A 26993-nucleotide genomic window follows, 5' to 3' on the forward strand; every position below is an offset into this window, starting at 1 on the left:
CCTCTCCTCAGTACGCCAGCGAGCGGTCGACGGCGTCCAGCACCCGGTCCAGGTCGGGCAGGTACTCCTCTTCCAGACGGGCCGGCGGGTACGGCGCGTGGTAGCCGCCGACCCGGAGCACCGGGGCCTCCAGGTGGTAGAAGCAGCGCTCGGTGATCCGCGCCGCGATCTCCGCGCCCGAGCCCAGGAACACCGGCGCCTCGTGGACCACGACCAGGCGGCGGGTCTTCTCCACCGACGCCTGGATCGTGTCGAAGTCCAGCGGGGAGATGGACCGCAGGTCCACCACCTCCAGGGACCGCCCCTCCTCGGCCGCCGCGTCGGCGACCTCCTGGCAGAGCTTCACCATCGGGCCGTAGGCGACCAGCGTGAGGTCGGTGCCCTCCCGGACGACCCGCGCCTTGTGCAGCGGGCCCGGGATCGCCTCGGTGTCGACCTCGGCCTTGTCCCAGTAGCGCCGCTTGGGCTCGAAGTAGATCACCGGGTCGTCGCTCTGGATGGCCTGCTGCATCATCCAGTACGCGTCCCCCGCGTTCGACGGGGAGACCACCTTCAGGCCCGCCACGTGCGCGAACAGCGCCTCGGGCGACTCGGAGTGGTGTTCGACCGCGCCGATGCCGCCGCCGTAGGGGATGCGGATGACGACCGGCATCTTGACCTTGCCCAGCGAGCGGGCGTGCATCTTCGCCAGCTGCGTGACGATCTGGTCGTAGGCCGGGAACACGAAGCCGTCGAACTGGATCTCCACCACCGGGCGGTAACCGCGCAGGGCCAGGCCGATGGCGGTGCCGACGATGCCGGACTCGGCCAGCGGGGTGTCGATGACCCGGTCCTCGCCGAAGTCCTTCTGCAGCCCGTCGGTGACGCGGAAGACGCCGCCGAGCTTGCCGACGTCCTCACCCATGATCAGGACCTTGGGGTCCGAGTCCAGCGCGCGACGCAGCGATTCGTTGATCGCCTTGGCCAGTGCCATCTTTTCCGTCGCCATGTCAGACCCCCTCGGCCTCTGCGAACGACGCCTGGTAGGCGGCGAACTGGGCGCGCTCCTCGTCGACGAGCGCGTGCCCGTCCGCGTACACGTTCTCGAAGACGGCGAACCGGTCCGGGTCCGGCATGGCACGGACCACTTCGCGCACTCGTTTGCCCAACGCCTCGCTCTCCGCCTCCAGTTCCCCGAAGAATCCCTCGTCCGCGTGGTGTGCGGACTCCAGGTAGCGGCGAAGGCGCAGGATCGGGTCCTTCGCCTCCCAGGCGGCCCGCTCGTCGTCGTGCCGGTAGCGGGAGGGGTCGTCCGAGGTGGTGTGGGCGCCCATGCGGTACGTGTACGCCTCGATCAGCGCCGGGCCCTCGCCGCGCCGTGCGCGTTCCAGGGCCCACCGGGTGACCGCCAGACAGGCCAGCACGTCGTTGCCGTCGACCCGGACGCCGGGGAAGCCGAAGCCCTGGGCGCGCTGGTACAGCGGCACGCGGGTCTGCTTCTCGTTGGACTCCGAGATCGCCCACTGGTTGTTCTGGCAGAAGAAGATCACCGGGGCGTTGTAGACCGCGGCGAAGTTGAACGCCTCGCTGACGTCGCCCTGGCTGGAGGCGCCGTCGCCGAAGTAGGCGATCACGCCGGAGTCGGCGCCGTCCTTGGCGATGCCCATCGCGTAGCCCGTGGCATGCAGCGCCTGGGAGCCGATGACGATGGTGTAGAGGTGGAAGTTGTTGCTGTTGGGGTCCCAGCCGCCGTTGTTCACGCCGCGGAACATGCCGAGCAGATTGGTCGGGTCCACTCCGCGGCACCACGCGACGCCGTGCTCGCGGTAGGTGGGGAAGACGTAGTCGTCCTCGCGGGTGGCGCGGCCGGAGCCGATCTGGGCGGCCTCCTGGCCCAGCAGCGAGGCCCACAGGCCCAGCTCGCCCTGACGCTGCAGTGCGGTGGCCTCGGCGTCGAAGCGCCGGGTGAGCACCATGTCGCGGTACAGACCGCGCAGCTCGTCGGGGGTGATGTCGGCGACGTACTCGGCGTACTCCGCGTAGGCCGCCTTCCTGACGCGCTTGCCCTCGGGCGTCAGCAGCTGCACGAGCTCCGTCCCGGAGCCCTTCCCGGCAGCGGTGCGGGTGGTGCGCTTGGCGCCGGTGGTGCCGGCCTCGGTGCCGGTGGTGCCGGCTGCCTTGCTTCCGGCGCTGCGTCGCGGCTTGCGCGCGGCAGTGCTCTCCACGGTCACGTGTGCTCCTCCGTCGGTCCGGCCCCCGGGTTCGCCGGGCGCCAGTGCGGCTCACCTGTGGCCCGTCGGTCGCACAGGGTGGGTGCGGCCCGGTCGGGGACAGGCGTGACAGGTGCCCCGGCGAGCGTCCCTGCAAAAGGCACGTTACCCAGTGCTCCACATTTCTGTGAAACACCTCCTGACCTGCGTTTTTACTCGGATTTCCAAGTAAATCGGCGAAGTGGGGAAGTTTTACTGGTCACAGCCTCGCAGGGGGCCGGAACAACGGCACGTTATCCCGGCCACCCCGGGCACGGGAAGAGCTCGTGTGTTTGACTGAGCGCGTGCGCGAAGACGGAAAAATACGGGTATTTCTCCTCGACGACCACGAGGTCGTCCGTCGGGGTGTGCACGATCTGCTGGCGGGCGAGGCCGACATCGAGGTCGTCGGCGAGGCCGGCACGGCGGCCGACGCGCTCGCCCGGGTCCCCGCCACCCGTCCGGACGTGGCGGTGCTCGACGTCCGGCTCCCGGACGGCAGCGGCGTCGAGGTGTGCCGCGAGATCCGCTCCCGCGACGAGTCCGTCCGGTGCCTCATGCTCACCTCCTTCGCCGACGACGAGGCCCTCTTCGACGCGATCATGGCGGGTGCCTCCGGCTACGTCCTCAAGGACATCCGGGGCGCCGAGCTGCTGTCCGCCGTGCGGGACGTCGCCGCCGGGAAGTCGCTGCTCGACCCGGCGGCCACCGCACGGGTGCTGGAACGGCTGCGCGACGGAGGCACCGGGGGCGACGACCGGCTCGCCCGCCTGACCGACCAGGAGCGCCGCATCCTGGAGCTGATCGGCGAGGGGCTCACCAACCGGGCGATCGGCGAACGGCTGCACCTGGCCGAAAAGACGATCAAGAACTACGTGTCGAGTCTGCTGGCCAAGCTCGGTATGCAGCGGCGTTCCCAGGCGGCCGCCTTCGTGGCCCGCCTGCAGGCGGAGAACCGCTGAGGACCCTCTGATCGGGACTTACGTCCCCTCACGGCGGGGCGGGCGACCCTGGTTCCCCCTGTCCCCCGCCCGCACAGTGAGTGCATGCCCTCCGACGCTCAGCTCGCCGTCGGCCTGCTCGGCCGCACCGCCTACGGCCGGGCCGCCACCAGCGTGCGCGCCCTGCCCTGCCTCGCCTTCGCGCGGCACATCGTGACCGCCGGCCGGGTCCTGCTGCGGATGCCCGCGAGCTGCGGCTTCCACCGGGCGTGCGCCGGGAGCGTCGTCGCCTACGGCTCCGACAACCTGGGCTCCGCCGCGCCCGGGGAGAGCCCCTGGACCGTGCAGGTCGTGGGCCGGTGCGAGCCCCACGTGCCGAGCGCCGCCGAGATCGAGCGGTTCGGGCCCGCGCCGCGGCACGTGGACGGTGAACCGTTCGAGCCGGCCTATCTGCGGATCGAGCCGCGGTTCGGTTCGGTGCACATGGCGGAGGGCTCCACCGGCCCTCTGTGACGTCCGGAAACGCGACGCGCGCGTGGCCCCGGACGGGGTCGCACGCGCGCGTGGGAGTGGCTCGGGTCAGCCGGCGTCCACGGGGCCGCCCGTGGCACCGGTGACGCTGCCGTTGGTACCGCCGTCGTCCGGCGGGGTCTCGCCGCCGCCCGGAGATTCGCCGCCGCCCGGGGACTCGCCGCCGCCCGGCGTCTCACCACCGCCCGGCGTCTCACCACCGTCAGTGGGCGTGGACGGCTCGGTCTGGTCGCCGGTCGGCTCGTCCGACGCGGTCTCCGACGGCGTGTAGGACGGCGTGTAGGGCTGTTCCCAGTCCCCGCCGGTGCCGCCACCGCCGTTGTGGTTCTCGTCCGTGTCCGGGTCGGAGGTCTCCTCGGTCGCCTCGTCGCTCGGCGACTCGCTGGTCTGATCGTCCTGGGTGCTCTGCGAGATCGTGGGCGTCGGGGAGGTCTTCGTACCGCCGCCCCCGCCGCCCCCGCCGGTGTTGTTGAGGGCCAGCGCGACGCCCGCGGCCACGGCGATCACCGCGAGGACGGCCAGGATCCACAGCTTGCCCCGGCCGCTGCCCTTGTTGCCGTGCCCCTCGAAGCCGCCGTCGTCGCCACCGCCGTAGCCGCCCGGCAGGATCTGCTGGGGGATCTGCGTGGTGCCCGAGCCGTGGTCGGGGTGCGGCAGCACCGTCGTGCCCGCCATCCCGGCCGCCGGGGTGTGCCGGCCCTCGTGCATGCCGACCGGGCCGGTGTTCCAGGTGCCGGTGTGGCCGCCCTGCTCGTAGAGCATCTGCAGCCCGTACTGGATCAGGCCGCGCATCTCCTCGGCGGTCTGGAAGCGGTCGTCGGGCTCCTTGGCCAGCGAGCGCATCACCAGGCCGTCCAGCTCCGGCGGGACCGCGTCGGAGACCTCGGACGGGGGCGTCGGGATGTCCTGGACGTGCTGGTAGACCACCGACAGCGGGGTCTCGCCGGTGAACGGCGGGCGCAGCGCGAGGAGTTCGTACAGCAGGCAGCCCGTCGCGTACAGGTCGGAGCGGTGGTCGACGGCCTTGCCGAGGGCCTGCTCCGGGGAGAGGTACTGCGGGGTGCCCATGACCATGCCGGTCTGCGTCATCGTCGTGGACGCGCCGTGCAGGGCGCGGGCGATGCCGAAGTCCATCACCTTCACCGCGCCGTTGTGCGTGATGATGACGTTGGCCGGCTTGATGTCGCGGTGCACGATGCCGTGCTGGTGTGAGTAGGCGAGCGCCTCCAGGACGCCCGAGACGATGATCAGCGCCTGCTCGGGGCCGGGCGCCTCGGCGTTGAGGAGAAGGTCGCGGATGGTGCGGCCCTCGACGATCTCCATCACGATGTAGGGCACGGACTGGCCGCCGACGAAGTCCTCGCCGGAGTCGTACACGGCCACGATGGCATGGTGGTTGAGCCCCGCCACCGACTGCGCCTCACGCGTGAAGCGCGCCTTGGAGACCGGGTCCTCGGCGAGGTCGGCGCGCAGCAGCTTGACCGCCACGGTGCGGCCGAGACGGACGTCCTCGGCCGCGAACACCTCGGCCATGCCGCCCCGCCCGAGTCTGCGGGTCAGCCGGTACCGGCCGTCGCCGACCAGGCCGCCGTTGCCCCAGGTCTCCGGTGCGTCAGACATACCGCCGCCAGTAGCCTCGGGTTCGGACGGGCCCTGGGCGCGCTGCTGCTGTGCCATCAGTCCTCGCCGTCGTTTCTGCCCGCGGTGCGCGCGGTGTTGTTACGGTCTCCGTCGGCCACGCTACAGCCTCCGCGCAAGCCTCCGGTCCGAGATGGGCGCCGGGACCGGCATCGAGACGGACCGGTCATGAAACCCTGGTTCCGTACTGTCGTGCAAATTCTGTGTACCGGCCGTACGCCCGCTGTAACGCTTGCGCGACGCTTCTTTCGCGTACGGTCACGGAACGGGCACCGCGCTTGACGTGTCACTGCCCTGGGGCAGACTTGGCCGGGAATAGCACTTTGGATCAACACGCGCTCGGGCCGCTGCCGCCGGCGCCTACGGGGGAAGCAGAGACATGAGCCAGGACGCCGGACAGGGCCGGTACGCGGGGCGGGCACTCGCCGGCGGCCGCTACCAGCTGCGCGACTTGCTCGGCGAGGGCGGCATGGCCTCGGTGCACCTGGCGTACGACTCGGTGCTGGACCGCCAGGTCGCCATCAAGACGCTGCACACCGAGCTGGGCCGGGAGCAGGCCTTCCGCGAGCGTTTCCGCCGCGAGGCCCAGGCCGTGGCCAAGCTCACGCACACCAACATCGTCTCGGTCTTCGACACCGGCGAGGACACGCTGACCGACGGCGCCTCCGGCGCGGGCGTCGGCGCGCCGATGCCGTACATCGTCATGGAGTACGTCGAGGGCCGGCCGCTCGGTTCGGTGCTCGACGAGGACGTCCGCCAGTTCGGCGCGATGCCCGCCGACAAGGCCCTGAAGATCACCGCGGATGTGCTGGCGGCTCTGGAGATCAGTCACGAGATGGGCCTGGTCCACCGGGACATCAAGCCGGGCAACGTGATGATGACCAAGCGCGGCGTGGTCAAGGTGATGGACTTCGGCATCGCCCGCGCCATGCAGTCCGGTGTCACGTCGATGACGCAGACCGGCATGGTCGTCGGCACCCCGCAGTACCTCTCGCCGGAACAGGCCCTCGGCCGCGGCGTGGACGCCCGCTCCGACCTGTACTCGGTCGGCATCATGCTGTTCCAACTGGTCACCGGGCGGCTGCCGTTCGACGCGGACTCGCCGCTGGCCATCGCCTACGCGCACGTGCAGGAGGAGCCGGTGGCTCCTTCGTCGGTCAACCGCGCCCTGCCGCCGGCCGTGGACGCGCTGGTGGCCCGCGCGCTGAAGAAGAACCCCAACGAGCGCTTCCCCAGCGCCGAGGCCATGCGCGACGAGTGCCTGCGGGTGGCGGCCTCCTTCCAGGCCGCCCCGCCGAGCATCGTCCCGGGGGCGCACACGCCGAGCGGCTCGGGTGTCGGCTCCGCGGTCTTCCCGCCGGTCGACCAGACCGGCCAGGCGCCCGCGGGCCACGTCCAGACCCCGTACCAGCCGACGCCCGCGCCGCACCCGTACGGCACCCCGGCCCCGGTGACGCCGTCCCCGGCGTACGGCTATCCGCAGCAGGGCGGCTACCCGACGCCGGCCGCGTCGGCGTACGCGCCGCAGCAGGGGGCGCAGACTCCGCCGCCTTACACCATCACGCCCCAGGCCCAGGGGTCCGGTTCCTCGGGCGGCGGCAAGAGCAACAAGCCGGTGATCATAGGTTCGGCGGTCGTCGCCGTCCTGGCGGTGGGCGGCCTGGTCGCGGCGCTGCTGATGAGCGGCGGCGACGACGATCCCGAGGCCGGCGGCGGCGGGAGCAGCGCCAGCGCCTCCGCGTCGGCGACCAAGGCGGAGGGGTACCGCGGGCCGGACACGACGAAGACGATCGAGAAGGACGAGTGCACGGAGCCCGAGGAGTCGTACAACGACCCCGACAAGGTCCGGGTGCCCGACTTCACCTTCAAGTACATCGGCTCGGTCAAGGAGTGCTTCCAGGCCGCCGGCTGGACGATGAAGATCGTGCAGGTCGACGAGAACACGTACGGCGAGGGCTCGATCAGGGACCAGTTCCCCGAGGCCGGCACGGACGTCGACCCGAAGAACATGCCGGAGATCCAGCTCAAGGTGTCGACGGGCAACCCCCCGACGTCCTGACCCCGCGCGTACGGGCGAAGGGCCCGGCAGCCGATGCTGCCGGGCCCTTCGCCGTGTCCTGGACGTCTTACAGGTAGGGGCCGCCGGAGCGGGGGCCCGGGTGCGGCTCGTCGCCGTCATGGCCGGCGCCCGGCGGGAGGGCGCGGCGCATCTGCTCCAGCTGCGCCCGCGCGGCCATCTGCTGGGCGAACAGCGTGGTCTGGATCCCGTGGAACAGGCCCTCCAGCCAGCCGACCAGCTGGGCCTGGGCGATACGCAGTTCCGCGTCGGTGGGCGTCACGTCGTCCGTGAAGGGCAGGGAGAGGCGCTCCAGCTCCTCGACCAGTTCCGGGGCGAGGCCGTCCTCGAGTTCCTTCACCGAACTGGCGTGGATCTCCTTGAGCCGGGCCCGGCTCGCCTCGTCCAGGGGAGCGACGCGCACCTCCTCCAGCAGCTGCTTGATCATGCTGCCGATCCTCATGACCTTCGCAGGCTGCTCCACCTGCTCCGTCACCGGGATCTCACGGGGCTCCCCGTCCCCGTCACCGCCCCCGCTCAGTGCCATTCCGTCCTGGCCGACGACCAGGATCTGGGGATTCTCCGGCGACCTGTCGTTCCTCGGCATCTCCATACCGCCATTCTCTCGCACCGCTGTGCCGCATCCGTGTGGTGCCCCCGGGGAAGCGTGATCCACCGCGTACGGCGGAGTCCGGAATGCCGCGAAAGCGGGTAGGTGTGAGGCTTGTTCCGTCGATTTCGACGTGTCGGTCTCGGCAGCCCCGATGCCGGCGCCGCCGATGTCGGCAACCGTTGGTTTTGGCGACTGCTCACCGGGAGGGGGTCACCGACGTGACTCCATGGCTGCGGACCGTGCGCGCGACGGGGCTGGCGGGGGTGCTGGGGGTGGGCGCGCTGATGTCGCCGTGCGCGGCGGGGGTGGCACAGGGCGCCGGGTTCACGGCGTCGGAGGGCGTGGTGACGGGGGCCACGGCGACCGGGCCCGTGAAGTCGGGGCACTTCGCGTCCAGGCACTTGGTGTCCCCGTCCGCCTCGGTGCCCGCCGCGGGCCGGGCGGCGGGGTCCGGCCCGGACGGCCCGGGTGCCCCGGACCGCCCCGGTCTCACCGAGCACCTGGAACGCCCGGCCGGGCCCCGCCGCTCGGACGGACCGCGCCATCCGGACGGCCCCGGCACCCGCCCCTCGTCCGCCGCCTCCGCGACCGCCCACGCGTCCCGCCCCCCAGAGGACCGCCCGACGTCCCGCCCCGGGTCCGGCGCCGGTCATCGGTCCGCGACTCCCCCTCCCGCCTCATCGAAACCGGCCCCATCCGCCTCCGCGCCGGACGGCGAGCCCTCCCGGGCGGGCAGCAGGGCGGGCGAGGGCCGGCAGCGGCCGGGTCGGCCGGACGCGGAGAAGGCGGAGGAGAACGGTACGAAGGGCCACGCCGACCAGGAGGGTGCCGGCAGCAGGGGTCTTCCCGACCGTCTTCCCGACCGCCCCGACAGACCGGCCGCCGCCGTCCCGACCGGGGCGACCGCCCCGCCGGCCACGGCGCCCGCGCCCCGGTCCGAACCGACGTCCGCCGCCCGGACCGAGGGGGCCGCCGGACCCGTCCTGAAGGTCCTGCCGCTAGGCAGCGGACTGGTCCTCGTCGGCCTCGGGCTGGCCCTGGCCTTCGTCGGCCTCCGCCTGCGCCGGGGCGGGGCCTAGGACGGAGGGCGTACGGCTACGGCGCCGCGACCAGCAGCACCTTGCCGACGTGACCGCTCTCCTCCACGACCCGGTGCGCGGCGGCCGCGTCCCTCATCGGGAGTTCACGGTCGACGATCGGACGGACGTGGCCCCCGGCGAGCAGCGGCCAGACGTGTTCGCGCACGGCCGCCACGATGGCCGCCTTCTCCGCCGCCGGGCGGGCCCGCAGCGAGGTCGCGCTGACGGCCGCGCGCTTGGCGAGAAGCATGCCGATGTTCAGCTCGCCCTTCCGGCCGCCCTGCATGCCGATGATCGCGAGCCGCCCGTTGACGGCCAGGGCCTGGACGTTGCGGTCCAGGTACTTGGCGCCCATGTTGTCCAGGATGACGTCGGCGCCCGTGCCGCCGGTGGCCTCCTTCACCTCGGCGACGAAGTCCTGCTCCCGGTAGTTGATCAGGATGTCGGCGCCCAGCTCGGCGCAGCGCTCCAGCTTCTCCTTGGTGCCGGCCGTCACGGCGACCTTCGCACCGACGGCCTTGCCGAGCTGGATCGCCATGGTGCCGATGCCGCTGGAGCCGCCGTGCACGAGCAGCGTCTCGCCCGGACGGAGGTGGGCGACCATGAAGACGTTCGACCAGACCGTGCAGACCACCTCGGGCAGGGCCGCGGCCTGCTTGAGGTCGACGCCCTCGGGGATCGGCAGCAGCTGGCCGGCCGGTACGACGACCTTCTCGGCGTAGCCGCCGCCGGCGAGCAGCGCGCACACCTCGTCGCCGACGGACCAGCCCGACACCCCCGACCCGATCGCGGCGATGCGGCCGGAACACTCCAGGCCGGGGTAGGGGGAGGCGCCGGGCGGCGGGTCGTAGAAGCCCTGGCGTTGCATGATGTCGGCCCGGTTGACGGCGCCGGCCGTCACCTCGACCAGGACCTCGCCCTCGCCGGGCACCGGGTCCGGGACCTCTGTCCAGACCAGCGCTTCGGGGCCTCCGGGTTCGGAAATCGTGATCGCATGCATGAGGGTGACGCTACTCCTCGGTCCCCGGCCGGGCCCCTCGTCCTGCGTCCACGGTCGGACCCGCGTCCGTCTTCGGGCCCGACCGCCCGAAAAGCCCGTGCGGGACCGATGAGTTTGCGCGACGGTAAAGGTCCTCCCATGCGTAGCCCAAGAACGCGGAAGGACCACCACGTATGAGTACGCACACGTCGGGCCTGGCGATCGAGACCGCGGGCCTGGTGAAGACGTTCGGCGAGACCCGGGCCGTGGACGGGGTGGACCTCGCGGTGCCCGCCGGCACGGTGTACGGCGTCCTCGGGCCCAACGGCGCCGGCAAGACCACGACGGTGAAGATGCTCGCCACCCTGCTGCGGCCCGACGGCGGCCAGGCCCACGTCTTCGGTCACGACGTGGTGCGCGAGGCCGACGAGGTACGCGGCCGGGTGAGCCTCACCGGTCAGTACGCGTCCGTCGACGAGGACCTCACCGGCACCGAGAACCTGATCCTGCTGGGCCGCCTCCTCGGGCACGGCAAGAAGGCCGCCCGCGAGCGGGGCGACCGGCTGCTGGAGGCCTTCGGGCTGACGGACGCGGCCGCGAAGCAGGTCAAGCACTACTCCGGTGGCATGCGGCGCCGCATCGACATCGCCGCGTCCATCCTCAACACCCCCGACCTGCTCTTCCTCGACGAGCCCACGACCGGGCTCGACCCGCGCAGCCGCAACCAGGTGTGGGACATCGTCCGCGCGGTCGTCGCGCAGGGCACCACCGTGCTGCTGACCACGCAGTACCTGGACGAGGCCGACCAGCTGGCGTCACGGATCGCCGTCATCGACAAGGGCCGGGTGATCGCCGAGGGCACCAAGGGCGAACTGAAGGCGTCCGTCGGCGCCGGGTCCGTCCACGTGCGGCTGCGGGACGCCGGCCGGCGGCCCGAGGCCGAGCGGGTGCTGCGGGACCTGCTGTCCGCCGAGGTGCAGCGGGAACCCGACCCGGTGGCACTGACCGCCCGCCTCGGTGCGGCGAGCGGCGACACGGCGGCGGACCAGGCCGCGAAGGCGCTGGGCGAGCTGGCCCGGAGCGGCATCACGGTGGACACCTTCTCCCTGGGGCAGCCCAGCCTCGACGAGGTGTTCCTGGCCCTGACCGGCCACGACACCGGCCACAGCGACGATGCCGGGAACGGCGGCGACACGAAGGACGAGGTGGCGGCATGAGCACGGCCACGAGCACCCAGAGCACGGACCTCGCCCCGGTCAGCACCGAGTCGCTGGCGACCCTGCTGGTCACCAGGGAGCGCCCGCCGCGGCCCAGCTCCCTGTCGACGTCCCTGACCTTCGGCTGGCGCGCGATCCTCAAGATCAAGCACGTGCCGGAGCAGCTCTTCGACGTCACGGCCTTCCCGATCATGAACCTGTTGATGTTCACGTACCTCTTCGGCGGTGCGCTGGCGGGTTCGCCGAGTGACTACATCCAGTTCGTGCTGCCGGGCATCCTGGTGATGTCGGTCGTGATGATCACGATGTACACCGGGGTCTCGGTGAACATCGACATCGAGAAGGGCGTCTTCGACCGCTTCCGCTCGTTGCCGATCTGGCGGCCGTCGGCGATGGTCGGCTATCTGCTCGGGGACGCGCTGCGCTACACGATCGCATCGGTCGTGATGCTCGCCGTGGGCCTGCTCCTCGGCTACCGGCCGGACGGCGGCTTCGTCGGCGTGGTCGCCGGTGTCGCGCTGCTGCTGGTGTTCTCGTTCGCCTTCTCGTGGATCTGGACGATGTTCGGGCTGCTGCTGCGGACCGAGAAGTCGGTGATGAGCGTCAGCATGATGGTGATCTTCCCGCTCACCTTCCTGTCCAACGTCTTCGTCGACCCGAAGACCATGCCGGGCTGGCTCCAGGCGTTCGTCAACAACAGCCCCATCACGCATCTCGCCTCCGCGGTGCGGGAGCTGATGGCGGGTGAGTGGCCCGGCGGCGAGATCGGCTGGACGCTGGGCTGGGCGGCCCTGTTCCTGCTCGTCTTCGGGCCGGTCACCATGCGGCTGTACAACCGCAAGTAGGCGGCCCCGCGGGCCGGCACGACGTACACTGTGTTCCCGTCGGCCGGCCCGTCGCCGTCGTCAGTCGCGAGGCAGTGGACGGGTGTCCGGGGCCACCTGGGAGCCCGGCGTCGCACGGATGATGGTGATCAGTCGGTCCGTCAACTCCAGGCCGCCCACGGCCGGGTCGTCGTACCCGAGCACCCGGTGTCCGCGCAGGACGCTCACCACCAGGTCGTCCGTCTCGCGCGGGCTCTTGCCCACCTCCGCCTTTATGACGGGGCGTTCGACGAGGTCGAGCCCGCTGCCCTGACTGATCAGGTCCTCCATCACCATGCCTGCCGCGGGGCTGAGCACGGAGAGGCCGAGCAGGCGGCCCGCGGCGCTGGCACTGGTGATCACGGCGTCCGCACCGGACTGCTTGAGCAGCGGGGCGTTCTCCTCCTCCCGCACCGCGACCACGATCTTCGCGGAGCGGTTGAGCTGGCGGGCCGTCAGCGTCACCAGGACCGCCGTGTCGTCGCGCTGGGTGGCGATGATGATCTGCTTCGCCCGGTAGACCTCGGCCCGGTTCAGCACGTCGCTGCGCGTCGCGTCGCCGACCACTCCCGCGAACCCGTGGGCCGTCGCGGCGTCGATCGCCTTGCCGCTGGGATCGACCACGACGACCTGCTCCTTGCGCAGGCCCGTCGCACACACGGTCTGGATCGCCGACCGCCCCTTCGTGCCGAAGCCGACGACGACGGTGTGATCGCGCAAGGTGGACCTCCAGCGGTTCAGGCGCCACTCCTCCCGAGTGCGCTCGGTGAGGGCTTCCAGCGTGGTGCCGACCAGGATGATCAGGAACAGCACGCGCAGGGGCGTGATGACGAAGATGTTGGTCAGCCGGGCGGCGTCGCTGACCGGGGTGATGTCGCCGTACCCGGTGGTGGAGAGGGTGACGGTGGCGTAGTAGAAGGCGTCGAGGAGATCGACGGAACCGTCCGAGTTGTCGGTGTAACCGTCGTGATCGGCATAGACGATCAGCGCGGTCGCCAGGAGGACCACCAGGGCCAGGGACAGCCGCTTGCCGACCTGCCGGATCGGGTGTTCCACCAGCTTCTTCGGGAGCTTCACCCGATGGGTCACGAGGTGCTCGTCCGCCTGGCGGGCGATCGCGTCCTGGCCCGGAAGTTTCACGTGAAACACACTCCGATTCCGCCGGTTGCCCAGGGCAGGTCGAGCAACTCCGTCTCCTCTCCCGGCCGCACACCGCCGGGGGGCACGACGGCCAGGGCGTCGGCGGCCGCGATGCCGCGCAGCATCGCCGGCCCGTTGTAGTGCAGCGGCACGGCGCCCTCGCCCCGCAGGACGACGGGAACCAGCCGGGTGTCGTACGGGTGCCCGTGGACCGCGTCCCGCAGCGGCAGCGTGTACGGCTCCGGCGCCGGGCGGGCCGCGAGGGTGCGCAGCAGCGGCTCGGCGAGCGTGAGCAGCCCGGAGACGGCGGCGAGGGGATTGCCCGGCAGGCCGACGAGGTGCCGTCCCTCCGCGATGCGGGCCAGCAGCATGGGGTGGCCGGGACGCACCTTCACCCCGTCCACGAGGAGTTCGGCGCCGATGCGGCGCAGGATCGGGTGGACGTGGTCGACGGGGCCGGCGGCGGTGCCGCCGGTCGTCACGATCAGGTCGGCCTCGGACGTCGTGACGGCCCGGTGCAGGGCGTCGGCGTCGTCGCCGATCCGCCGGACCCTGCAGACCTCGGCGCCCAGGGCCCGCAGCCAGGGCGGCAGCATGGGGCCGAGCGCGTCGCGGATGAGGCCGTCGTGCGGCAGGCCCGCGGTGAGCAGTTCGTCGCCGAGCACCAGGACGTCGACGCGGGGGCGGGGAACGGTGGTCAGCGTGTCGTATCCGGCGGCCGCCGCGAGGCCCAGGACGGCCGGGGTCACCAGGGTGCCGACGGCCAGCAGCTGGTCGCCGCTGCGGCACTCCTGGCCGCGCGGCCGGATGTCCTGGCCGTGGACGACCTCGCGGGTGGGGTGCAGGCGGTCCCGTTCGTCGGTGCGGCCGTGCTCGGTGCGCAGGACCGCGGTGGTGTCCAGGGGGACGCGGGCACCGGTGGCGATGCGGACGGCCTCGCCGTCGGTGAGCGGCGCGGGCTCGGCGTGCCCGGCCAGGGCGCCCTCGTCGCGCACGGTCCAGGGGCCGGGGCCGGCGACCGCCCAGCCGTCCATCGCGGAGGTGTCGAAGGAGGGCAGGTCGGTGAGGGCGGTGAGGGGCGCGGCCAGGGTGAGCCCGAGCGCGGCGTCGAGCGGCACGGAGGCCGGGCCGGCGCCCGCGCGGGCGCCGGCCCGGCCGGCCCGCTCGGCGGCCGACCGGGCCTCGGGCCAGGGGGTCGCACGGTGCCGGGACTCCGCCGGCTGGTGCGGGGCGGCGCGGTGACCGGGGTGGGCGTCGCCGCCGGGGCGTGCTTCGTGCCCTTGGTGCGGGTCGTGGCCGGGGTGCGCGTCATCACCGTGGTTCACGCCGTGACCGGGGCGGGCGCCGGGTGCGGGCTGCGTGCCGGATCCAGGCGGCGTGCCGTGTGCGGGGGTCCGGTCGCCGGGCGGCGGGCCGGGGTTCTCCCGTACGAGCGCGAGCGCCTCCTCGACGTCGAGGTCTTCCGCCTCCTCGCCGGCCCGTGTGCCGGGGGAGGTCATCAGGCGTCCGGGCGGGTGTCGGGGGTGGCGTCGGGGGCCACGTCCGGCTTGCCCGCTGCGGGGGCGGTCCCGGTGCCGGCGGCCTCCTCCGCCCAGCGCTGGGCGAGGGCGACGGCCTTGCGCGCGGCCTCGGCGACGGCCTCGGGGCCTCCCCCGGCCCGCGCTGCGGCGTAGCCGACGAGGAAGGTGGTCAGCGGAGCCGCGGGCCGGGCCACCCCGTGGGCGGCGTCCCGGGCGAGGTCGAGCAGGACGCGGGTGTCGACGTCCAGGTCGATGCCCAGTTCGTCCTTGGCTGCGGAAATCCATTCATCCAACACGTGCCCATGCTCCCTGATGCGTGCCCTGGCGGTGGCGATGTCGTCCCAGGTGTCGCAGTCGAACGAGGCGACGGCGTCGGGGACTCGGGTGAGACGCAGACCGTCGGTCAGCCGGCGCAGCGGCAGCCCGGTGAGATCCGCCCGGTCGCCGGCGACCGCGGCGAGTCCACGGCGCAGCGCCGAGGCCCGGTACGCGGCGACGAGGGGCTGGTCGCGGCCGTCGGCGTCGGTGAGCAGCACGCCGTCGGCATCGCTCGCGGCGAGGGCCGCCGTCAGTCGCCGGACGGTCGGTGCGGCGAGGAACGGCAGGTCGGCCGAGACCACCACGACGTGTTCCGCCGTGGTGTGCCGCAGCCCGGCGGCGAGCGCGGCGAGGGGTCCGCCGCCGGGCGGTTCCTCGCGGGCCCAGGTCACCGGCCGCGCGGTGGGCCGGGGGTCGGCGACGACGACGGTGCCGCGGGCCCCGGCGCAGGCGGCGAGCACCCGGTCGAGCAGGGCACGTCCGCCCACGCGCAGGCCGGGCTTGTCCGCGCCGCCGAGCCTGCGGGCGGCCCCGCCGGCGAGCACGACGGCGTCGTACACGGCAGGGGCCGTCCCCGGCGCGGGGTCGGTGCCTGCGCCGGGCTCGCCCGGGGGTTCGTACGCGGTCACCCCCCGAGTATGCGTGCCCGTGCGATCACAGGGAACGCGGGGGAGCCCGCACGATCAGAGTGTGCGCGGGCACTTGGGTCACAGGGTGCGCAGCAGCACCGCCGGCTGTTCCACGCAGTCCGCCACGTACCGCAGGAAACCGCCCGCCGTGCCGCCGTCGCACACCCGGTGGTCGAAGGTGAGCGACAGCTGGACGACCTGACGGACCGCCAGTTCGCCCTGGTGGACCCAGGGCTTGGGGACGATGCGGCCGACGCCGAGCATGGCCGCCTCGGGGTGGTTGATGATCGGCGTGGAGCCGTCGACGCCGAACACGCCGTAGTTGTTCAGCGTGAAGGTGCCGCCGGTCAGCTCGCCGGGGGTCAGCCGGCCGGCCCGGGCCGCCTCGGTCAGCCGGGCGAACTCGGCCGTGAGGCCCTCGGCGTTGCGCGCGTGCGCGTCCCGTACGACCGGCACGACCAGGCCCCGGTCCGTCTGGGCGGCGAAGCCGAGGTGGACGTGGCCGAACCGGACGATCTCCCGGGCCTCCGTGTCGACGGTGGCGTTCAGCTCGGGGAAGCGGGCGAGCGCGGCGGTGCAGATCCGGGCCAGCAGGGCGACGAGGGAGATCTTCGGACCGCCCGCCCCGTTCATGGCGGCGCGGGCCCGCATCAGCTCCGTCGCGTCCGCGTCCACCCAGCAGGTCGCGTCCGGTATCTCGCGCCTGCTGCGGGAGAGCTTGTCGGCGACGGCGCCCCGGACGCCCTTCAGGGGAGTGCGGACCTCGGCCGGCGCCCCTCCCAGGAGGGCGGGTGCCGTCGCCTGGGGCTTGCCGGCCCGGTGCGGGACGGTGTCGGGCTCCGGGGCCGCCGGACGGCCGCCCCGCGCCGCGGCGGCACGCAGCGCGTACTCCACGTCCGCGCGCAGGATCAGCCCGTCGGGGCCGGAGCCGGTCAGCTCGCGCAGGTCCAGGTCGTTCTGCCGGGCCAGCCTGCGCACGAGGGGGGAGATCACGGGGACCGGCCCGTCCACCGGCTCGGCGGCACGGACCCGGCCGTTCGCCCCTCCGGACGCGGGGGACGCCGTGACGGCCCGGCCGTCCGCCCGTACCCGGCGGCGCCGCGCGGGCGCCTCGGAGGTGCCGTAGCCGACCAGGACGTTGCCCGACCCCTCGGCGCGCTCACCCTTGGGCTGCCGGACCGAGGGCTCCCCGGCACTCTCACCCCCGGTGCCCGAGTCGCGCCCGCTCCCGCCGGCGGCGTCCTCGCCCACCGCCACCGTCAGGAGCGGCGCCCCGACGGGCAGCTCCGCCCCCTCCTCGCCGAAGCGGGCGGTGACCACACCGCCGTACGGGCAGGGCACCTCGACCATCGCCTTGGCCGTCTCGACCTCGACGACCGGCTGGTCGACGGCGACCACGTCACCGACGTCGACCATCCAGCGCACGATCTCCGCCTCGGTGAGCCCCTCACCGAGGTCGGGGAGCTTGAACTCCAGCACCTGTGCCATCAGCTTTCGGCCTCCCACTGCAGGCGCCCCACGGCGTCCAGGATCCGGTCCACACCGGGCAGGTGGTGACGCTCCAGCATCGGCGGCGGATACGGGACGTCAAACCCGGCCACACGGAGCACCGGTGCCTCCAGATGGTGGAAGCAGCGCTCCGTGACCCGGGCCGCGATCTCCCCGCCCGGGCCTCCGAAGGAGCCCGACTCGTGGACGACGACCGCGCGTCCCGTCCGCCGCACCGAGGCGCACACCGTCTCGTCGTCGAACGGCACCAGGGAGCGCAGATCGACGACCTCGAGGTCCCAGCCCTCGGCCCGGGCCGCCTCGGCGGCCTCCATGCAGACGACCACCGACGGCCCGTACGTGATGAGCGTGGCGCTCCGGCCCGAGCGCCGCACCACCGCGCGGCCTATGGGCTCAACGGGCGCCGGCTCCTCCGGGTTCCAGGAGTCCTTCGACCAGTACAGCCGCTTGGGCTCGAGGAAGACCACCGGGTCGTCGGAGGCGATGGCCTCGCGCAGCAGTCCGTAGGCGTCGGCGACGGTCGCGGGCGTGACGACATGGAGCCCCGGAGTCGCCATGTAGTACGCCTCGGACGAGTCGCTGTGGTGCTCGACGCCGCCGATGCCGCCGCCGTAGGGGACGCGGATGGTCAGCGGCAGGGGCATCCGGCCGCGGGTGCGGTTGCGCATCTTGGCGACATGGCTGACGACCTGCTCGAACGCCGGGTAGGCGAAGGCGTCGAACTGCATCTCCACGACCGGGCGCAGCCCGTACATCGCCATGCCGACCGCGGTGCCGAGGATGCCGGCCTCGGCCAGCGGGGTGTCCGTGCAGCGGTCCTCGCCGAACTCCTCGGCGAGCCCGTCGGTGACCCGGAAGACACCGCCGAGGGTGCCCACGTCCTCACCCATGACGTGCACGGCCGGGTCGGCGGCCATCGCATCGCGCAGCGCCCGTGTGAGGGCCTGCGCCATGGTGGCCGGCTTGACGGCGACGGTGGTCATCGGTGCGTCCCTTCCGGCCCGGCCTCGGCCTCCGCCGCCAGCTCCGCCCGCAGCAGGTCCCGCTGCTCGCGCAGCTGCGGGGTGGGCTCGGCGTACACGTGCGCGAAGAGGTCCATCGGGTCGAGCTCCGCGTCCTGGTTCATGCGTGCCCGCAGGTCGGCGGCCATCGTCTCGGCGTCCTCGCGGGCGGCCGAGATGCCCTGCTCGTCGAGCAGGCCGCGCTCGGTCAGCTCCCGCTCCAGCAGCTCGATCGGGTCGTGCCGGCGCCACGTCTCGACCTCGGCGTCGCCGCGGTAGCGCGTGGCGTCGTCGGCGTTGGTGTGCGCGTCGACGCGGTACGTCACCGCCTCCACCAGCGTGGGTCCGCCGCCCGCGCGCGCACGGCGCACGGCGTCGGTGAGGACCTCGTGGACGGCGGCGGCGTCGTTGCCGTCGACCAGGCGGCCGGGCATCCCGTAGCCGACGGCCTTGTGGGCCAGCGACGGGGCCGCGGTCTGCTTGGCGAGCGGGACGGAGATCGCGAAGCCGTTGTTCTGCACGAGGAAGACGACCGGGGCCTGCCAGACGGCGGCGAAGTTCAGCGCCTCGTGGAAGTCGCCCTCGCTGGTGCCGCCGTCGCCGACCATGGCCAGCGCGACCACGTCGTCGCCCTTGAGCCGCGCGGCGTGCGCGAGGCCCACGGCGTGCGGCAGCTGGGTGGCGAGCGGGGTGGACAGGGGCGCCACCCGGTGTTCGTAGGGGTCGTAGCCGGTGTGCCAGTCACCGCGCAGCAGGGTGAGGGCCTCGACGGGGTCGACTCCGCGGGCGACGACGGCGAGCGTGTCGCGGTAGCTGGGGAAGAGCCAGTCGCGCTCCTCCAGCGCCAGCGCGGCGGCGACCTCGCAGGCCTCCTGGCCGGTGCTGGACGGGTAGACCGCGAGCCTGCCCTGCTTGGTCAGCGCGGTGGCCTGCGCGTTGTACCGCCGGCCGCTCACCAGCCGGGCGTACAGCGTGCGCAGCAGCTCGGGGTCCGTCCGCTCGGCGGCCTTCGTGCCGAGGACGCGGTACGGCTCCGCGTCCGGCAGCAGCGGCGCGGGGTCGGTGCGGGGCTGCCAGGCGGGCGGCGGTGTGGGCCGGTACGCGCCCCGCTGCTCCATGACCGTCATGACGGCACCTCCTCGTGGGAGCGGCTTCGGGCCCGGCACGGGTGTGACGGGCCTCACCTACCGATTGTTCGGTCGTCGGCACATTTTGGCTACAGGCACCCCCAGGCTGTGGACAAACGGTTCTCCACAACCTGAGATGGACGCAGTACGTCCATGGTAGGAAGGCGGGGGCACATGGCATCTGAACAAATGGCCGAACGCCCGGGAGAGGCCGGCGGCCCGGACGACGCCGGCGCCCCACCGCCCCCGCGCCCGCTGGACGCGATCGATCAGGACATCCTGCGCATGCTCCAGGCGGACGGCCGCGCCTCGATACGGTCGGTCGCCGAGCGGGTGCACGTCTCGCGGGCGAACGCCTACGCGCGGATCAACCGGCTCGTCGAGGACGGCGTCATACGCGGCTTCGGCGCCCGCGTCGACCACGAACGCGCGGGGCACGGCACCTCGGCGTACATCACGCTGAAGATCGTCCAGAACTCCTGGCGCACGGTCCGCGCACAGCTCAGGCAGCTGCCCGGCGCCTCCCACATCGCCCTGCTGGGCGGCGACTTCGACGTGCTGCTCCTGGTGCACACGCCCGACAACCGGGCCCTGCGGGAGCTGGTCCTCACCCGCCTCCAGGCCATCCCGGAGGTGCTCAGCACGCGCACGCTGCTGGTGTTCGAGACGGAGGACCTGGAACCCCAGGGCTGAACGCGGGAGCCCGGCCCGGCGCTCAGGAGGCCCCGCGCGGCGGCCGGCTCAGGGGGTCCCGCGCAGCCCCGCGAACACCAACCGCGCCACCGCGTCGACCACTTCGCGCTCGCCCGCGCCGCTCCGGCCGTCGGGACCGTCGGGGCGGTACCACTCGACGATCGAGTTGATCATGCCGAAGACCAGCCGCGTCGCGAGCCGCACCTCGACGTCCGCGCGGACGTCGCCCTCGGCCGCCGCCGCCTTGAGCAGCTCGGCGACCCGGTGGTCGAACTCGCGCCGCCGCTCCAGCGCCCAGCGCTCGGTGCCGGTGTTGCCGCGCACCCGCAGCAGCAGCGTCACGTAGGGCAGTTCGGCCATGAGCACCTCGACCATGCGCCGCACGACGTACTCCAGCCGGCCGGCGGCCGGCCCCACGCGCGCGTGCTCCTCGTCGAGGATGCCGAACAGCTCGTCCAGGGCCCGGCTCACGGCCCGGCGCAGCAGTTCCTCCTTGCCCGTGACGTGGTGGTAGATCGACGACTTGGAGATGCCGGCCGCCTTGGAGAGGTGCTCCATGGAGGTGCCGTCGTAGCCGCGCTCGATGAAGACCTGCACGGCGACGGACAGCAGTGTCTCGGGCGTGTACGTGTCGCGCTTCGCGGTGGTCATGAGGAACTGCCCTCCTGCTTGCCGGAGGCGTACGCGTGGCGGTAGAGCGCCAGGGAGGGCGCGTACCGGCCCGTGGGCGCGCACTCGTGCAGGTTGTCGAGGACCGCGCAGGCCCAGTCGCCGCCGAGGCGGCGGCTCCACTCCAGCGGACCCAGCGGGTAGTTGACGCCGAGCCGCATCGCGGTGTCGATGTCCTCCGCGGTGGCCACGCCCTTGGCGACCGCCTCGACCGCCAGGTCGATGATCCGCGCCACCGTGCGGGCGACGATCATGCCCGGGACGTCGCCGATGACGCTGACCTTCTTGCCGAGCGCCTGGAACAGTCCGGTGGCCTGGGCGAGGGTGCGCGGGGAGGTCGACTGCGCGGCGGACAGGGCGATGCGGGACGCCTTGCGGTAGTCCAGCGCGAGGTCGAAGTAGACGACGTCCCGGAACTCCACCGAGGTCTGGCCGTCGGCGAGCACGAGCTGACCGCCGCTGGGCAGGACGAGCCGCGAGCCGTTGTCCTCGCCCTCCTGGCGGACCTCGATGCCCGCCTCGCGGATCATCGCGACCAGCTCGGCGGCCGGCGCCAGATCGCCCTCGACCACGACGTACGCGGGCGGGTCGGCCGGCTCGGCGGTGTGCGGCTCGGGCCGCTCGGCGCCGTCGCGGTAGTCGTACCAGCCCTGTCCGCTCTTGCGGCCGAGGCGGCCGGACTCGACCAGGCGGCGCTGGGCGAGCGACGGGGTGAAGCGCACGTCCTGGAAGAACGCCTGCCACACGGAGTGCGTGACGGACTCGTTGACGTCCTGCCCGATGAGGTCGGTCAGCTCGAAGGCGCCCATCCTGAAGCCGCCCGACTCGCGCAGCACGGCGTCGATGGTGGCCGGGTCCGCGCCCTGGTCCTCGTGGACGGCGAAGGCCTCGGCGTAGAAGGGCCGGGCGATGCGGTTGACGAGGAAACCGGGGGTGTCCGCGCAGGCGACCGGGGTCTTGCCCCAGGCGCGGGCCGTCTCGTACGCGCGCGTGGCCGACGTGACGTCGGTGGCGAACCCGGAGACGACCTCCACCAGCGGCAGCAGCGGGGCCGGGTTGAAGAAGTGCAGTCCGACGAAGCGGCCGGGGACGCGCAGCGCGCCGCCGATGGCGGTGACGGACAGGGAGGAGGTGTTGGTGGCGAGCAGACAGTCGTCGGCGACGACGTCCTCCAGCGCGCGGAACAGCTCCTGCTTGACGTCCAGCCGCTCCACGACCGCCTCGGCGACCAGCGCGCAGCCGGCCAGCTCGGCGAGGGTCTCGGCGGGCTGCAGCCGGGCGCGGGCCGCGTCGCGGTCGGCGGCGCTGAGGCGTTCCTTCTCGACGAGCCGGTCGAGCCGGGCGCCGATCGCGTCGGCCGCGTCACGGGCGCGCCCGGGTCCGGCGTCGTACAGCCGTACGGGGTGGCCCGCGACCAGCGCCACCTGGGCGATGCCCTGGCCCATGGTGCCGGTGCCGACGACGGCCACGGGGCTGCTGAGGTCGAGTGCTGTCATGTGCGCGATCCTCCCGCACGGCGTTTTCCACAGATGCGGCGGTCCCCCTTGTCCCGACCGATCGTTCGGTTACTCTAGCCGTGTCCGCCTGTTTCTGCCCAGGTTTCCCCCGAGGTCACGACTCGACGGAGAGCTCGTGAGACGAGGAGTTGGTCCCGCATGGCCGCCGAACTCACCGCGCACCAGCTGATCGACCGGCACCGGCCGACATTGGACCAGGCGCTGGAGACGATCCGCACGCGCGCGTACTGGTCCCCGCACCCGGAGCACCCCAAGGCCTACGGGGAGAACGGCAGCCTGGACATGGCCGCGGGCAAGGCCGCCTTCGACGCGCTGCTCGGCACCCGCCTCGACCTCGGCCAGCCCGGCACCGACGGCTGGACCGGCGGCGAGGTCTCCCCGTACGGCATCGAGCTGGGCGTGGAGTACCCGCACGCGGACCTCGACGTGCTGCTGCCCGCCATGAAGGCCGGCCAGAAGGCGTGGCGGGACGCGGGCGCGGAGCTGCGCGCGACGGTCTGCCTGGAGATCCTGAAGCGGATCGCCGACCGGACGATGGAGTTCGCGCAGGCGGTCATGCACACCTCCGGACAGGCCTTCATGATGGCCTTCCAGGCGGGCGGCCCGCACGCGCAGGACCGCGGCCTGGAGGCGGTGGCCTACGCGTACGTGGAGCAGGTCCGCACCCCCGACACGGCGGAGTGGACCAAGCCGCAGGGCAAGCGCGACCCGCTGGCGCTGACCAAGCAGTTCACGCCGGTCCCACGCGGCATCGGCCTGGTCATCGGCTGCAACACCTTCCCCACGTGGAACGGCTACCCGGGCCTGTTCGCCTCCCTCGCCACCGGCAACGCGGTCCTGGTCAAGCCCCACCCGCGCGCGGTGCTGCCGCTCGCCCTCACCGTCCAGGTCGCCCGCGACGTCCTCGCCGAGGCCGGCTTCGACCCGAACCTGGTCGCGCTGGCCGCCGAGCGCCCCGGCGAGGGCATCGCCAAGACCCTGGCGACCCGCCCCGAGATCCGGATCATCGACTACACCGGCTCGACCTCCTTCGGCGACTGGCTGGAGGCCAACGCCCGCCAGGCCCAGGTCTTCACCGAGAAGGCCGGCGTCAACACGGTGGTCATCGAGTCGACCGACGACTACAAGGGCATGCTGGCCAACCTGGCGTTCTCGCTGTCCCTCTACAGCGGCCAGATGTGCACCACCCCGCAGAACCTGCTGATCCCCCGCGACGGCATCCGCACCGACCAGGGCGACAAGTCCTACGACGAGGTGACCGCCGACCTGGCCCGCGCCGTCGACGGCCTCCTCGGCGACGACGCCCGCGCGAACGCCCTGCTCGGCGCGATCGTCAATCCGGACGTCAAGGCCCGCCTGGAGGCCGCCGCCGGTCTGGGCGAGGTCGCCCTCGCCTCCCGCGAGGTGACCAACCCGGACTTCCCGGACGCGGTCGTGCGCACCCCGGTCATCGTCAAGCTGGACGGCGCCAAGCCCGACGACGAGGCCGCCTGGACCAGCGAGTGCTTCGGCCCCGTCTCCTTCGCCGTCGCCGTCGACTCCGCCGCGCACGCCATGGACCTGCTGCGCCACAGCATCCGGGAGAAGGGCGCGATGACCGTCGGCGCCTACACGACCGACCCGGAGGTCGAGCAGGCCGTGCAGGAGGTCTGCCTGGAGGAGGCGGCCCAGCTGTCCCTCAACCTCACCGGCGGGGTGTACGTCAACCAGACGGCCGCCTTCTCCGACTTCCACGGCTCGGGCGGCAACCCGGCGGCCAACGCCGCCCTGTGCGACGGCGCGTTCGTCGCGAACCGCTTCCGGGTGGTGGAGGTCCGGCGCCAGGCCTGACCTAGCGGGCCGCGGGCGACGCGCCGCCGGTGGCGCTCCAGTGGTACAGCGTCATGGCCACGCTGGTCGCGAGGTTGTAGCTGGAGACCTGAGGGCGCATCGGCAGCGCCACCAGGTGGTCGGCCCGCGCGCGCAGCTCGCCGGACAGCCCGCTGCGCTCCGAGCCGAACGCGAGCAGCGCGTCGTCGGGCAGCTTCAGCCCGCGGATGTCCTCGCCCTCCGGGTCCAGCGCGAACACGGGTCCGGGCGGGAGCTGCGCCACGTCCAGGCGCTCCACGGCGGTCGCGAAGTGCAGCCCCGCCCCGCCGCGCACCACCGTGGGGTGCCACGGGTCGAGCGGGCCTGTGGTGACCACGCCGGTCGCGCCGAACCCGGCGGCCAGCCGGATCACCGCCCCCGCGTTGCCGAGGTTGCGCGGCTGGTCGAGGACCACGACGGGGCTGGTGCGGGGCGTGTGCGCGAGCGTCCGCAGTGCGGCCTCGCGCGAGGGGCGTACGGCCAGGGCGGCCACCGCGGTCGGGTGCGGGCGCGGGACGAGGGAGGTGTACGCCGCGTGCGGCACCTCGGTCAGCAGACCGTCCAGCGCCTCCCTCACGTCCGGGGCCAGTTCGTCGGCGAGGGCGAGGACGCCCGCGCGGTCGCTGGTGACGGCCACCGGGACGCCGGCGCCGAAACGCAGCGCGTGCTTGAGGGCGTGGAAGCCGTCGAGCAGCACACACGCGTCGGCGTGCCCGCGCCAGACGGAAAGGGCGTCGGGGCGGGGCCCGGGGGCGGGGTCGGTCATGCCGTGAAGCCTACGTGCGCCTGCCCGGCGTCCTCCTGGGCGGCACGGGGCGCCGGCACCTTCCCCGGGCCGCCCCCGCGCCGCACCAGGGGGCCCCGCGCGCGTGCCGCCCACCCGCCCAGGCGGCGCAGGAACGAGGTCGGCAGGAAGACCGCGTCGGCGGCGATCATCGCCAGCGAGAAGAACGGCAGCCCGAGCACCACGGCGATCACCGCGTGCTCGGTGATCATGGCGGCCAGCAGGACGTTCTTGACCCGCCGGTTGAACAGGGTGAACGGGAAGGCGACCTGTACGGCGACCGTGCCGTACGTGATGAGCATGACCATCGTGCCGTTGGCGGCCAGCGCGTCGGACAGGCCGGGCCAGGGCGAGAAGTACTCCAGGTGGAGGGGGTAGTGGACCGCGGTGCCGTCCTGCCAGCGCGAGCCCTGGATCTTGTACCAGCCGGCGGTCGCGTAGATCAGGCAGGCCTCCGCCATGATCACCAGCAGGGCGCCGTTGTGCACGATGTCGGCGACGACGTCGAGCAGGATCCGCGGCTGGCCGCTCCTGGCCCACCGCCCCACGCTCCACCACAGGCCCTGCGCCGACCACACCGCCCACAGCAGCGCCGGGACGAACCAGTCGCCGTCGAGCCGGCCGGCCAGCGTCACCACGAGCAGCGCGAATCCGAGCACCGTCCACAGGGCGGGCCCGGTCCGGTCCACGACGCGCTCCCCCCGCGCGCGTGCCTCGCCGGCGCGCCGTGCCCTGCGCGCGTCCAGCGACCACACCGAGCCGCAGCGGGTGAGGACCAGGTAGATGCTCATCAGGTGCAGGACGTTGTCGCCGCCGTCCCCCATGAAGATGCTGCGGTTCTGCAGCGAGAGCACGCCGACCATGAAGAGCACCGAGGCGGTCCGCGTGCGCCACCCCAGCAGCAACAGCAGGCTGCTCAGCACGGACAGCGCGTAGACGGCCTCGAACCAGGCCGCTCCGTCCCACCACATCAGCGCCGTGAACGCGCCGTTGTCCGAGATGAGCTGCTCGGCGAGGTCGTGGCTCCACGGCCCGTCCGGGCCGTACAGCTCGTGGCGGTGGGGGAACTCGCGGAGCAGGAAGAGCAGCCAGGTCGCACTGAAGCCGATGCGGATCACCGCGGTCTGGTACGGGCCGAGCGCGGACCCGGTGACGCGGGCGATACCGCGCGAGACCGACAGGGCGAGGCCGTTCACGCGACGCCTCCTTCCGCCTCGTCGGCGGGCACCCGCCACCAGGGCAGCTCCCGGTACACCGGCCGGTCGGAGACCTTCTCACCGCTCCAGTCGGGCGGCGGCACATCGGTCGTGCGGGAGCGGTACTGGACGCGCTGGACGGCGCCGTCCGGTTCCGCGGCGTCGTTGCGGTCCAGCCGCAGGACCGCGACCCGGCGCAGATAGGCCTCGGACAGGGTGCCCCGCAGGCCCACCGGGCGGTTGTCGGAGTCGTGGGTGGCGACGAAGAAGTCCCAGGCCCGGCGCAGCTCGTTCTGCTGGGTGTGGCTCGGCAGCGGGTTGCCGTCGATGGCCCGGCCGTCCTCGGCGGACAGGTCGTACCAGCCGGTGGTCCGTATCCCGCCGTCCGACGTGCTCACCTCGGCGCGGACCTGGACGGAGATGTTCTGCTGGAGCGGGTTGGGCGCGAAGAGCTTCCAGTTCTGCTCGAACTCCGGGTAGATCCACTCGTCGACCACGGAGCCGTGCTGCTTGGACAGGGTGTTCGGCGGGGCGACGTGCAGGAACGTCAGTCCGATGTGGGCACAGACGGCGGCCGCGACGACGGCGAGCGCGAGCACGGCACCGACCTGGTAGCGCGGGGAGAGGGCGGCGACCCCGGTACGGGGAGGCCCGGTGCCCGCCGCACCGGCGACGGCCTGCGGCATCGGCGGCCCGTCGGGCGCGGCGGCGGGGGGCGGTCCCGCAGACGGTCCGGTACGCGTGGCGGACGGCTCGGCGGGTCGGTCCGGCTCGTCCGGCCCCCGCCGCGCGTCCGAGCCTGTGTCGTGCGCGTCCATTCCGCCCCGTTCCCCGGTCCGTCTCTCCGCCCGCCCTGCCGCGGGAGCGCCGCGTGACACCACCGGTGCGGATGGCCCA

24 protein-coding genes are annotated in these 26993 nt (G+C 73.1%); 8 read left to right on the forward strand and 16 right to left on the reverse strand.

Annotated elements, in window-relative coordinates; translation table 11 throughout:
- Window positions 1–7: 7 nt before the first annotated feature.
- Both IEZ05_RS12460 and pdhA (IEZ05_RS12465) read right to left on the reverse strand, forming a co-directional pair.
- Entirely contained in the window at window positions 8–973 is a 966-nt protein-coding gene (locus tag IEZ05_RS12460) for an alpha-ketoacid dehydrogenase subunit beta (RefSeq protein ID WP_189230347.1), read from the reverse strand.
- A gap of 16 nt (window positions 974–989) precedes the next feature.
- Complete coding sequence (pdhA, locus tag IEZ05_RS12465; RefSeq protein WP_189230124.1) at window positions 990–2210, reverse strand: pyruvate dehydrogenase (acetyl-transferring) E1 component subunit alpha; 1221 nt, start codon at window positions 2208–2210, stop codon at window positions 990–992.
- 323 nt (window positions 2211–2533) lie between these two features.
- Between pdhA (IEZ05_RS12465) and IEZ05_RS12470 the strand changes: the two genes are divergently transcribed.
- Entirely contained in the window at window positions 2534–3190 is a 657-nt protein-coding gene (locus tag IEZ05_RS12470; RefSeq protein WP_189230125.1) for a response regulator, read from the forward strand.
- Window positions 3191–3274: 84 nt separating this feature from the next.
- A complete protein-coding gene (locus tag IEZ05_RS12475) occupies window positions 3275–3682 on the forward strand; it encodes a pyridoxamine 5'-phosphate oxidase family protein (RefSeq protein WP_189230126.1) in 408 nt (135 codons plus the stop codon).
- Window positions 3683–3748: 66 nt separating this feature from the next.
- On the opposite strand, the gene IEZ05_RS12480 is transcribed toward IEZ05_RS12475, so the two are convergent.
- Window positions 3749–5377 (reverse strand): protein kinase domain-containing protein, encoded by a 1629-nt coding sequence (locus IEZ05_RS12480; protein ID WP_189230127.1) that lies wholly within the window; start codon window positions 5375–5377, stop codon window positions 3749–3751.
- A gap of 340 nt (window positions 5378–5717) precedes the next feature.
- Here IEZ05_RS12480 and IEZ05_RS12485 point away from each other — a divergent pair, with 340 nt between their 5' ends.
- Window positions 5718–7397, forward strand: coding sequence for a protein kinase domain-containing protein (locus IEZ05_RS12485; RefSeq protein WP_189230128.1), 1680 nt, complete (start codon window positions 5718–5720; stop codon window positions 7395–7397).
- 67 nt (window positions 7398–7464) lie between these two features.
- On the opposite strand, the gene IEZ05_RS12490 is transcribed toward IEZ05_RS12485, so the two are convergent.
- Window positions 7465–8007, reverse strand: coding sequence for a bacterial proteasome activator family protein (locus IEZ05_RS12490; protein ID WP_189230129.1), 543 nt, complete (start codon window positions 8005–8007; stop codon window positions 7465–7467).
- A gap of 218 nt (window positions 8008–8225) precedes the next feature.
- Here IEZ05_RS12490 and IEZ05_RS12495 point away from each other — a divergent pair, with 218 nt between their 5' ends.
- On the forward strand, window positions 8226–9086 hold the full coding sequence (locus tag IEZ05_RS12495; RefSeq protein WP_189230130.1) for a hypothetical protein: 861 nt from the start codon (window positions 8226–8228) through the stop codon (window positions 9084–9086).
- Between the two features lie 16 nt (window positions 9087–9102).
- Here the strand turns inward: IEZ05_RS12495 and IEZ05_RS12500 are convergent, their stop codons facing one another.
- Window positions 9103–10086 (reverse strand): NAD(P)H-quinone oxidoreductase, encoded by a 984-nt coding sequence (locus IEZ05_RS12500; RefSeq protein ID WP_189230131.1) that lies wholly within the window; start codon window positions 10084–10086, stop codon window positions 9103–9105.
- 173 nt (window positions 10087–10259) lie between these two features.
- On the opposite strand from IEZ05_RS12500, the gene IEZ05_RS12505 reads away from it, so the two are divergent.
- A complete protein-coding gene (locus tag IEZ05_RS12505; protein ID WP_189230132.1) occupies window positions 10260–11282 on the forward strand; it encodes an ATP-binding cassette domain-containing protein in 1023 nt (340 codons plus the stop codon).
- A complete protein-coding gene (locus tag IEZ05_RS12510; RefSeq protein WP_189230133.1) occupies window positions 11279–12127 on the forward strand; it encodes an ABC transporter permease in 849 nt (282 codons plus the stop codon). The genes IEZ05_RS12505 and IEZ05_RS12510 overlap by 4 nt, the downstream gene beginning before the upstream one ends.
- Before the next feature lie 60 nt (window positions 12128–12187).
- Here IEZ05_RS12510 and IEZ05_RS12515 read toward each other — a convergent pair whose 3' ends face one another.
- The 6 genes from IEZ05_RS12515 to pdhA (IEZ05_RS12540) all read right to left on the reverse strand — a co-directional run bounded on the left by IEZ05_RS12515 (window position 12188) and on the right by pdhA (IEZ05_RS12540) (window position 19389).
- The gene (locus IEZ05_RS12515; RefSeq protein ID WP_189230134.1) at window positions 12188–13285 is read right to left on the reverse strand and encodes a potassium channel family protein; all 1098 of its coding nucleotides are present in this window, start codon (window positions 13283–13285) and stop codon (window positions 12188–12190) included.
- Window positions 13282–14784, reverse strand: coding sequence for a molybdopterin molybdotransferase MoeA (locus IEZ05_RS12520; RefSeq protein WP_189230135.1), 1503 nt, complete (start codon window positions 14782–14784; stop codon window positions 13282–13284). The genes IEZ05_RS12515 and IEZ05_RS12520 overlap by 4 nt, the downstream gene beginning before the upstream one ends.
- On the reverse strand, window positions 14784–15752 hold the full coding sequence (locus tag IEZ05_RS12525; protein ID WP_189230136.1) for an NTP transferase domain-containing protein: 969 nt from the start codon (window positions 15750–15752) through the stop codon (window positions 14784–14786). The genes IEZ05_RS12520 and IEZ05_RS12525 overlap by 1 nt, the downstream gene beginning before the upstream one ends.
- Before the next feature lie 78 nt (window positions 15753–15830).
- Window positions 15831–17240: a dihydrolipoamide acetyltransferase family protein gene (locus tag IEZ05_RS12530; RefSeq protein WP_189230137.1), complete on the reverse strand. Its 1410-nt coding sequence runs from the start codon at window positions 17238–17240 to the stop codon at window positions 15831–15833.
- Entirely contained in the window at window positions 17240–18244 is a 1005-nt protein-coding gene (locus IEZ05_RS12535; RefSeq protein ID WP_189230138.1) for an alpha-ketoacid dehydrogenase subunit beta, read from the reverse strand. Before IEZ05_RS12535 ends, IEZ05_RS12530 begins: the two co-directional genes overlap by 1 nt.
- Complete coding sequence (gene pdhA, locus IEZ05_RS12540) at window positions 18241–19389, reverse strand: pyruvate dehydrogenase (acetyl-transferring) E1 component subunit alpha (protein WP_189230139.1); 1149 nt, start codon at window positions 19387–19389, stop codon at window positions 18241–18243. Before pdhA (IEZ05_RS12540) ends, IEZ05_RS12535 begins: the two co-directional genes overlap by 4 nt.
- Window positions 19390–19578: 189 nt before the next feature.
- Between pdhA (IEZ05_RS12540) and IEZ05_RS12545 the strand changes: the two genes are divergently transcribed.
- The gene (locus IEZ05_RS12545) at window positions 19579–20082 is read left to right on the forward strand and encodes an Lrp/AsnC family transcriptional regulator (protein WP_189230348.1); all 504 of its coding nucleotides are present in this window, start codon (window positions 19579–19581) and stop codon (window positions 20080–20082) included.
- Window positions 20083–20130: 48 nt separating this feature from the next.
- Here IEZ05_RS12545 and IEZ05_RS12550 read toward each other — a convergent pair whose 3' ends face one another.
- Window positions 20131–20733: a TetR/AcrR family transcriptional regulator gene (locus tag IEZ05_RS12550; protein ID WP_189230140.1), complete on the reverse strand. Its 603-nt coding sequence runs from the start codon at window positions 20731–20733 to the stop codon at window positions 20131–20133.
- Window positions 20730–22247, reverse strand: coding sequence for a 3-hydroxyacyl-CoA dehydrogenase (locus IEZ05_RS12555; RefSeq protein WP_189230141.1), 1518 nt, complete (start codon window positions 22245–22247; stop codon window positions 20730–20732). Before IEZ05_RS12555 ends, IEZ05_RS12550 begins: the two co-directional genes overlap by 4 nt.
- 159 nt (window positions 22248–22406) lie before the next feature.
- Between IEZ05_RS12555 and paaN the strand changes: the two genes are divergently transcribed.
- Window positions 22407–24098, forward strand: a complete 1692-nt coding sequence (paaN, locus tag IEZ05_RS12560) for a phenylacetic acid degradation protein PaaN (protein ID WP_189230142.1) — start codon at window positions 22407–22409, stop codon at window positions 24096–24098.
- 1 nt (window position 24099) lies between these two features.
- On the opposite strand, the gene IEZ05_RS12565 is transcribed toward paaN, so the two are convergent.
- Genes IEZ05_RS12565 through IEZ05_RS12575 form a run of 3 tightly spaced genes read right to left on the reverse strand, consistent with a single transcriptional unit; the run spans window position 24100 to window position 26914 of the window.
- The gene (locus IEZ05_RS12565) at window positions 24100–24882 is read right to left on the reverse strand and encodes a TrmH family RNA methyltransferase (RefSeq protein ID WP_189230143.1); all 783 of its coding nucleotides are present in this window, start codon (window positions 24880–24882) and stop codon (window positions 24100–24102) included.
- On the reverse strand, window positions 24879–26096 hold the full coding sequence (locus IEZ05_RS12570) for an HTTM domain-containing protein (protein WP_189230144.1): 1218 nt from the start codon (window positions 26094–26096) through the stop codon (window positions 24879–24881). The genes IEZ05_RS12565 and IEZ05_RS12570 overlap by 4 nt, the downstream gene beginning before the upstream one ends.
- A complete protein-coding gene (locus IEZ05_RS12575; RefSeq protein ID WP_189230145.1) occupies window positions 26093–26914 on the reverse strand; it encodes a DUF5819 family protein in 822 nt (273 codons plus the stop codon). Before IEZ05_RS12575 ends, IEZ05_RS12570 begins: the two co-directional genes overlap by 4 nt.
- Window positions 26915–26993 lie beyond the last annotated feature (79 nt).

It is taken from the genome of Streptomyces flaveolus, from assembly GCF_014648815.1.
Taxonomy (GTDB): Bacteria; Actinomycetota; Actinomycetes; order Streptomycetales; family Streptomycetaceae; genus Streptomyces; species Streptomyces flaveolus.

Coding starts and splice junctions, on each gene's coding strand:
- IEZ05_RS12555 (WP_189230141.1), bottom strand. CDS start 22,247: ATGACAGCACTCGACCTCAGCAGCCCCGTGGCCGTCGTCGGCACCGGC.
- IEZ05_RS12490 (WP_189230129.1), bottom strand. CDS start 8,007: ATGGAGATGCCGAGGAACGACAGGTCGCCGGAGAATCCCCAGATCCTG.
- IEZ05_RS12505 (WP_189230132.1), top strand. CDS start 10,260: ATGAGTACGCACACGTCGGGCCTGGCGATCGAGACCGCGGGCCTGGTG.
- pdhA (WP_189230139.1), bottom strand. CDS start 19,389: ATGACGGTCATGGAGCAGCGGGGCGCGTACCGGCCCACACCGCCGCCC.
- IEZ05_RS12565 (WP_189230143.1), bottom strand. CDS start 24,882: ATGACCGACCCCGCCCCCGGGCCCCGCCCCGACGCCCTTTCCGTCTGG.
- IEZ05_RS12475 (WP_189230126.1), top strand. CDS start 3,275: ATGCCCTCCGACGCTCAGCTCGCCGTCGGCCTGCTCGGCCGCACCGCC.
- IEZ05_RS12545 (WP_189230348.1), top strand. CDS start 19,579: ATGGCCGAACGCCCGGGAGAGGCCGGCGGCCCGGACGACGCCGGCGCC.
- IEZ05_RS12550 (WP_189230140.1), bottom strand. CDS start 20,733: ATGACCACCGCGAAGCGCGACACGTACACGCCCGAGACACTGCTGTCC.
- IEZ05_RS12480 (WP_189230127.1), bottom strand. CDS start 5,377: ATGGCACAGCAGCAGCGCGCCCAGGGCCCGTCCGAACCCGAGGCTACT.
- IEZ05_RS12575 (WP_189230145.1), bottom strand. CDS start 26,914: ATGGACGCGCACGACACAGGCTCGGACGCGCGGCGGGGGCCGGACGAG.
- IEZ05_RS12520 (WP_189230135.1), bottom strand. CDS start 14,784: ATGACCTCCCCCGGCACACGGGCCGGCGAGGAGGCGGAAGACCTCGAC.
- IEZ05_RS12460 (WP_189230347.1), bottom strand. CDS start 973: ATGGCACTGGCCAAGGCGATCAACGAATCGCTGCGTCGCGCGCTGGAC.
- IEZ05_RS12485 (WP_189230128.1), top strand. CDS start 5,718: ATGAGCCAGGACGCCGGACAGGGCCGGTACGCGGGGCGGGCACTCGCC.
- IEZ05_RS12535 (WP_189230138.1), bottom strand. CDS start 18,244: ATGACCACCGTCGCCGTCAAGCCGGCCACCATGGCGCAGGCCCTCACA.
- IEZ05_RS12530 (WP_189230137.1), bottom strand. CDS start 17,240: ATGGCACAGGTGCTGGAGTTCAAGCTCCCCGACCTCGGTGAGGGGCTC.
- IEZ05_RS12500 (WP_189230131.1), bottom strand. CDS start 10,086: ATGCATGCGATCACGATTTCCGAACCCGGAGGCCCCGAAGCGCTGGTC.
- IEZ05_RS12510 (WP_189230133.1), top strand. CDS start 11,279: ATGAGCACGGCCACGAGCACCCAGAGCACGGACCTCGCCCCGGTCAGC.
- paaN (WP_189230142.1), top strand. CDS start 22,407: ATGGCCGCCGAACTCACCGCGCACCAGCTGATCGACCGGCACCGGCCG.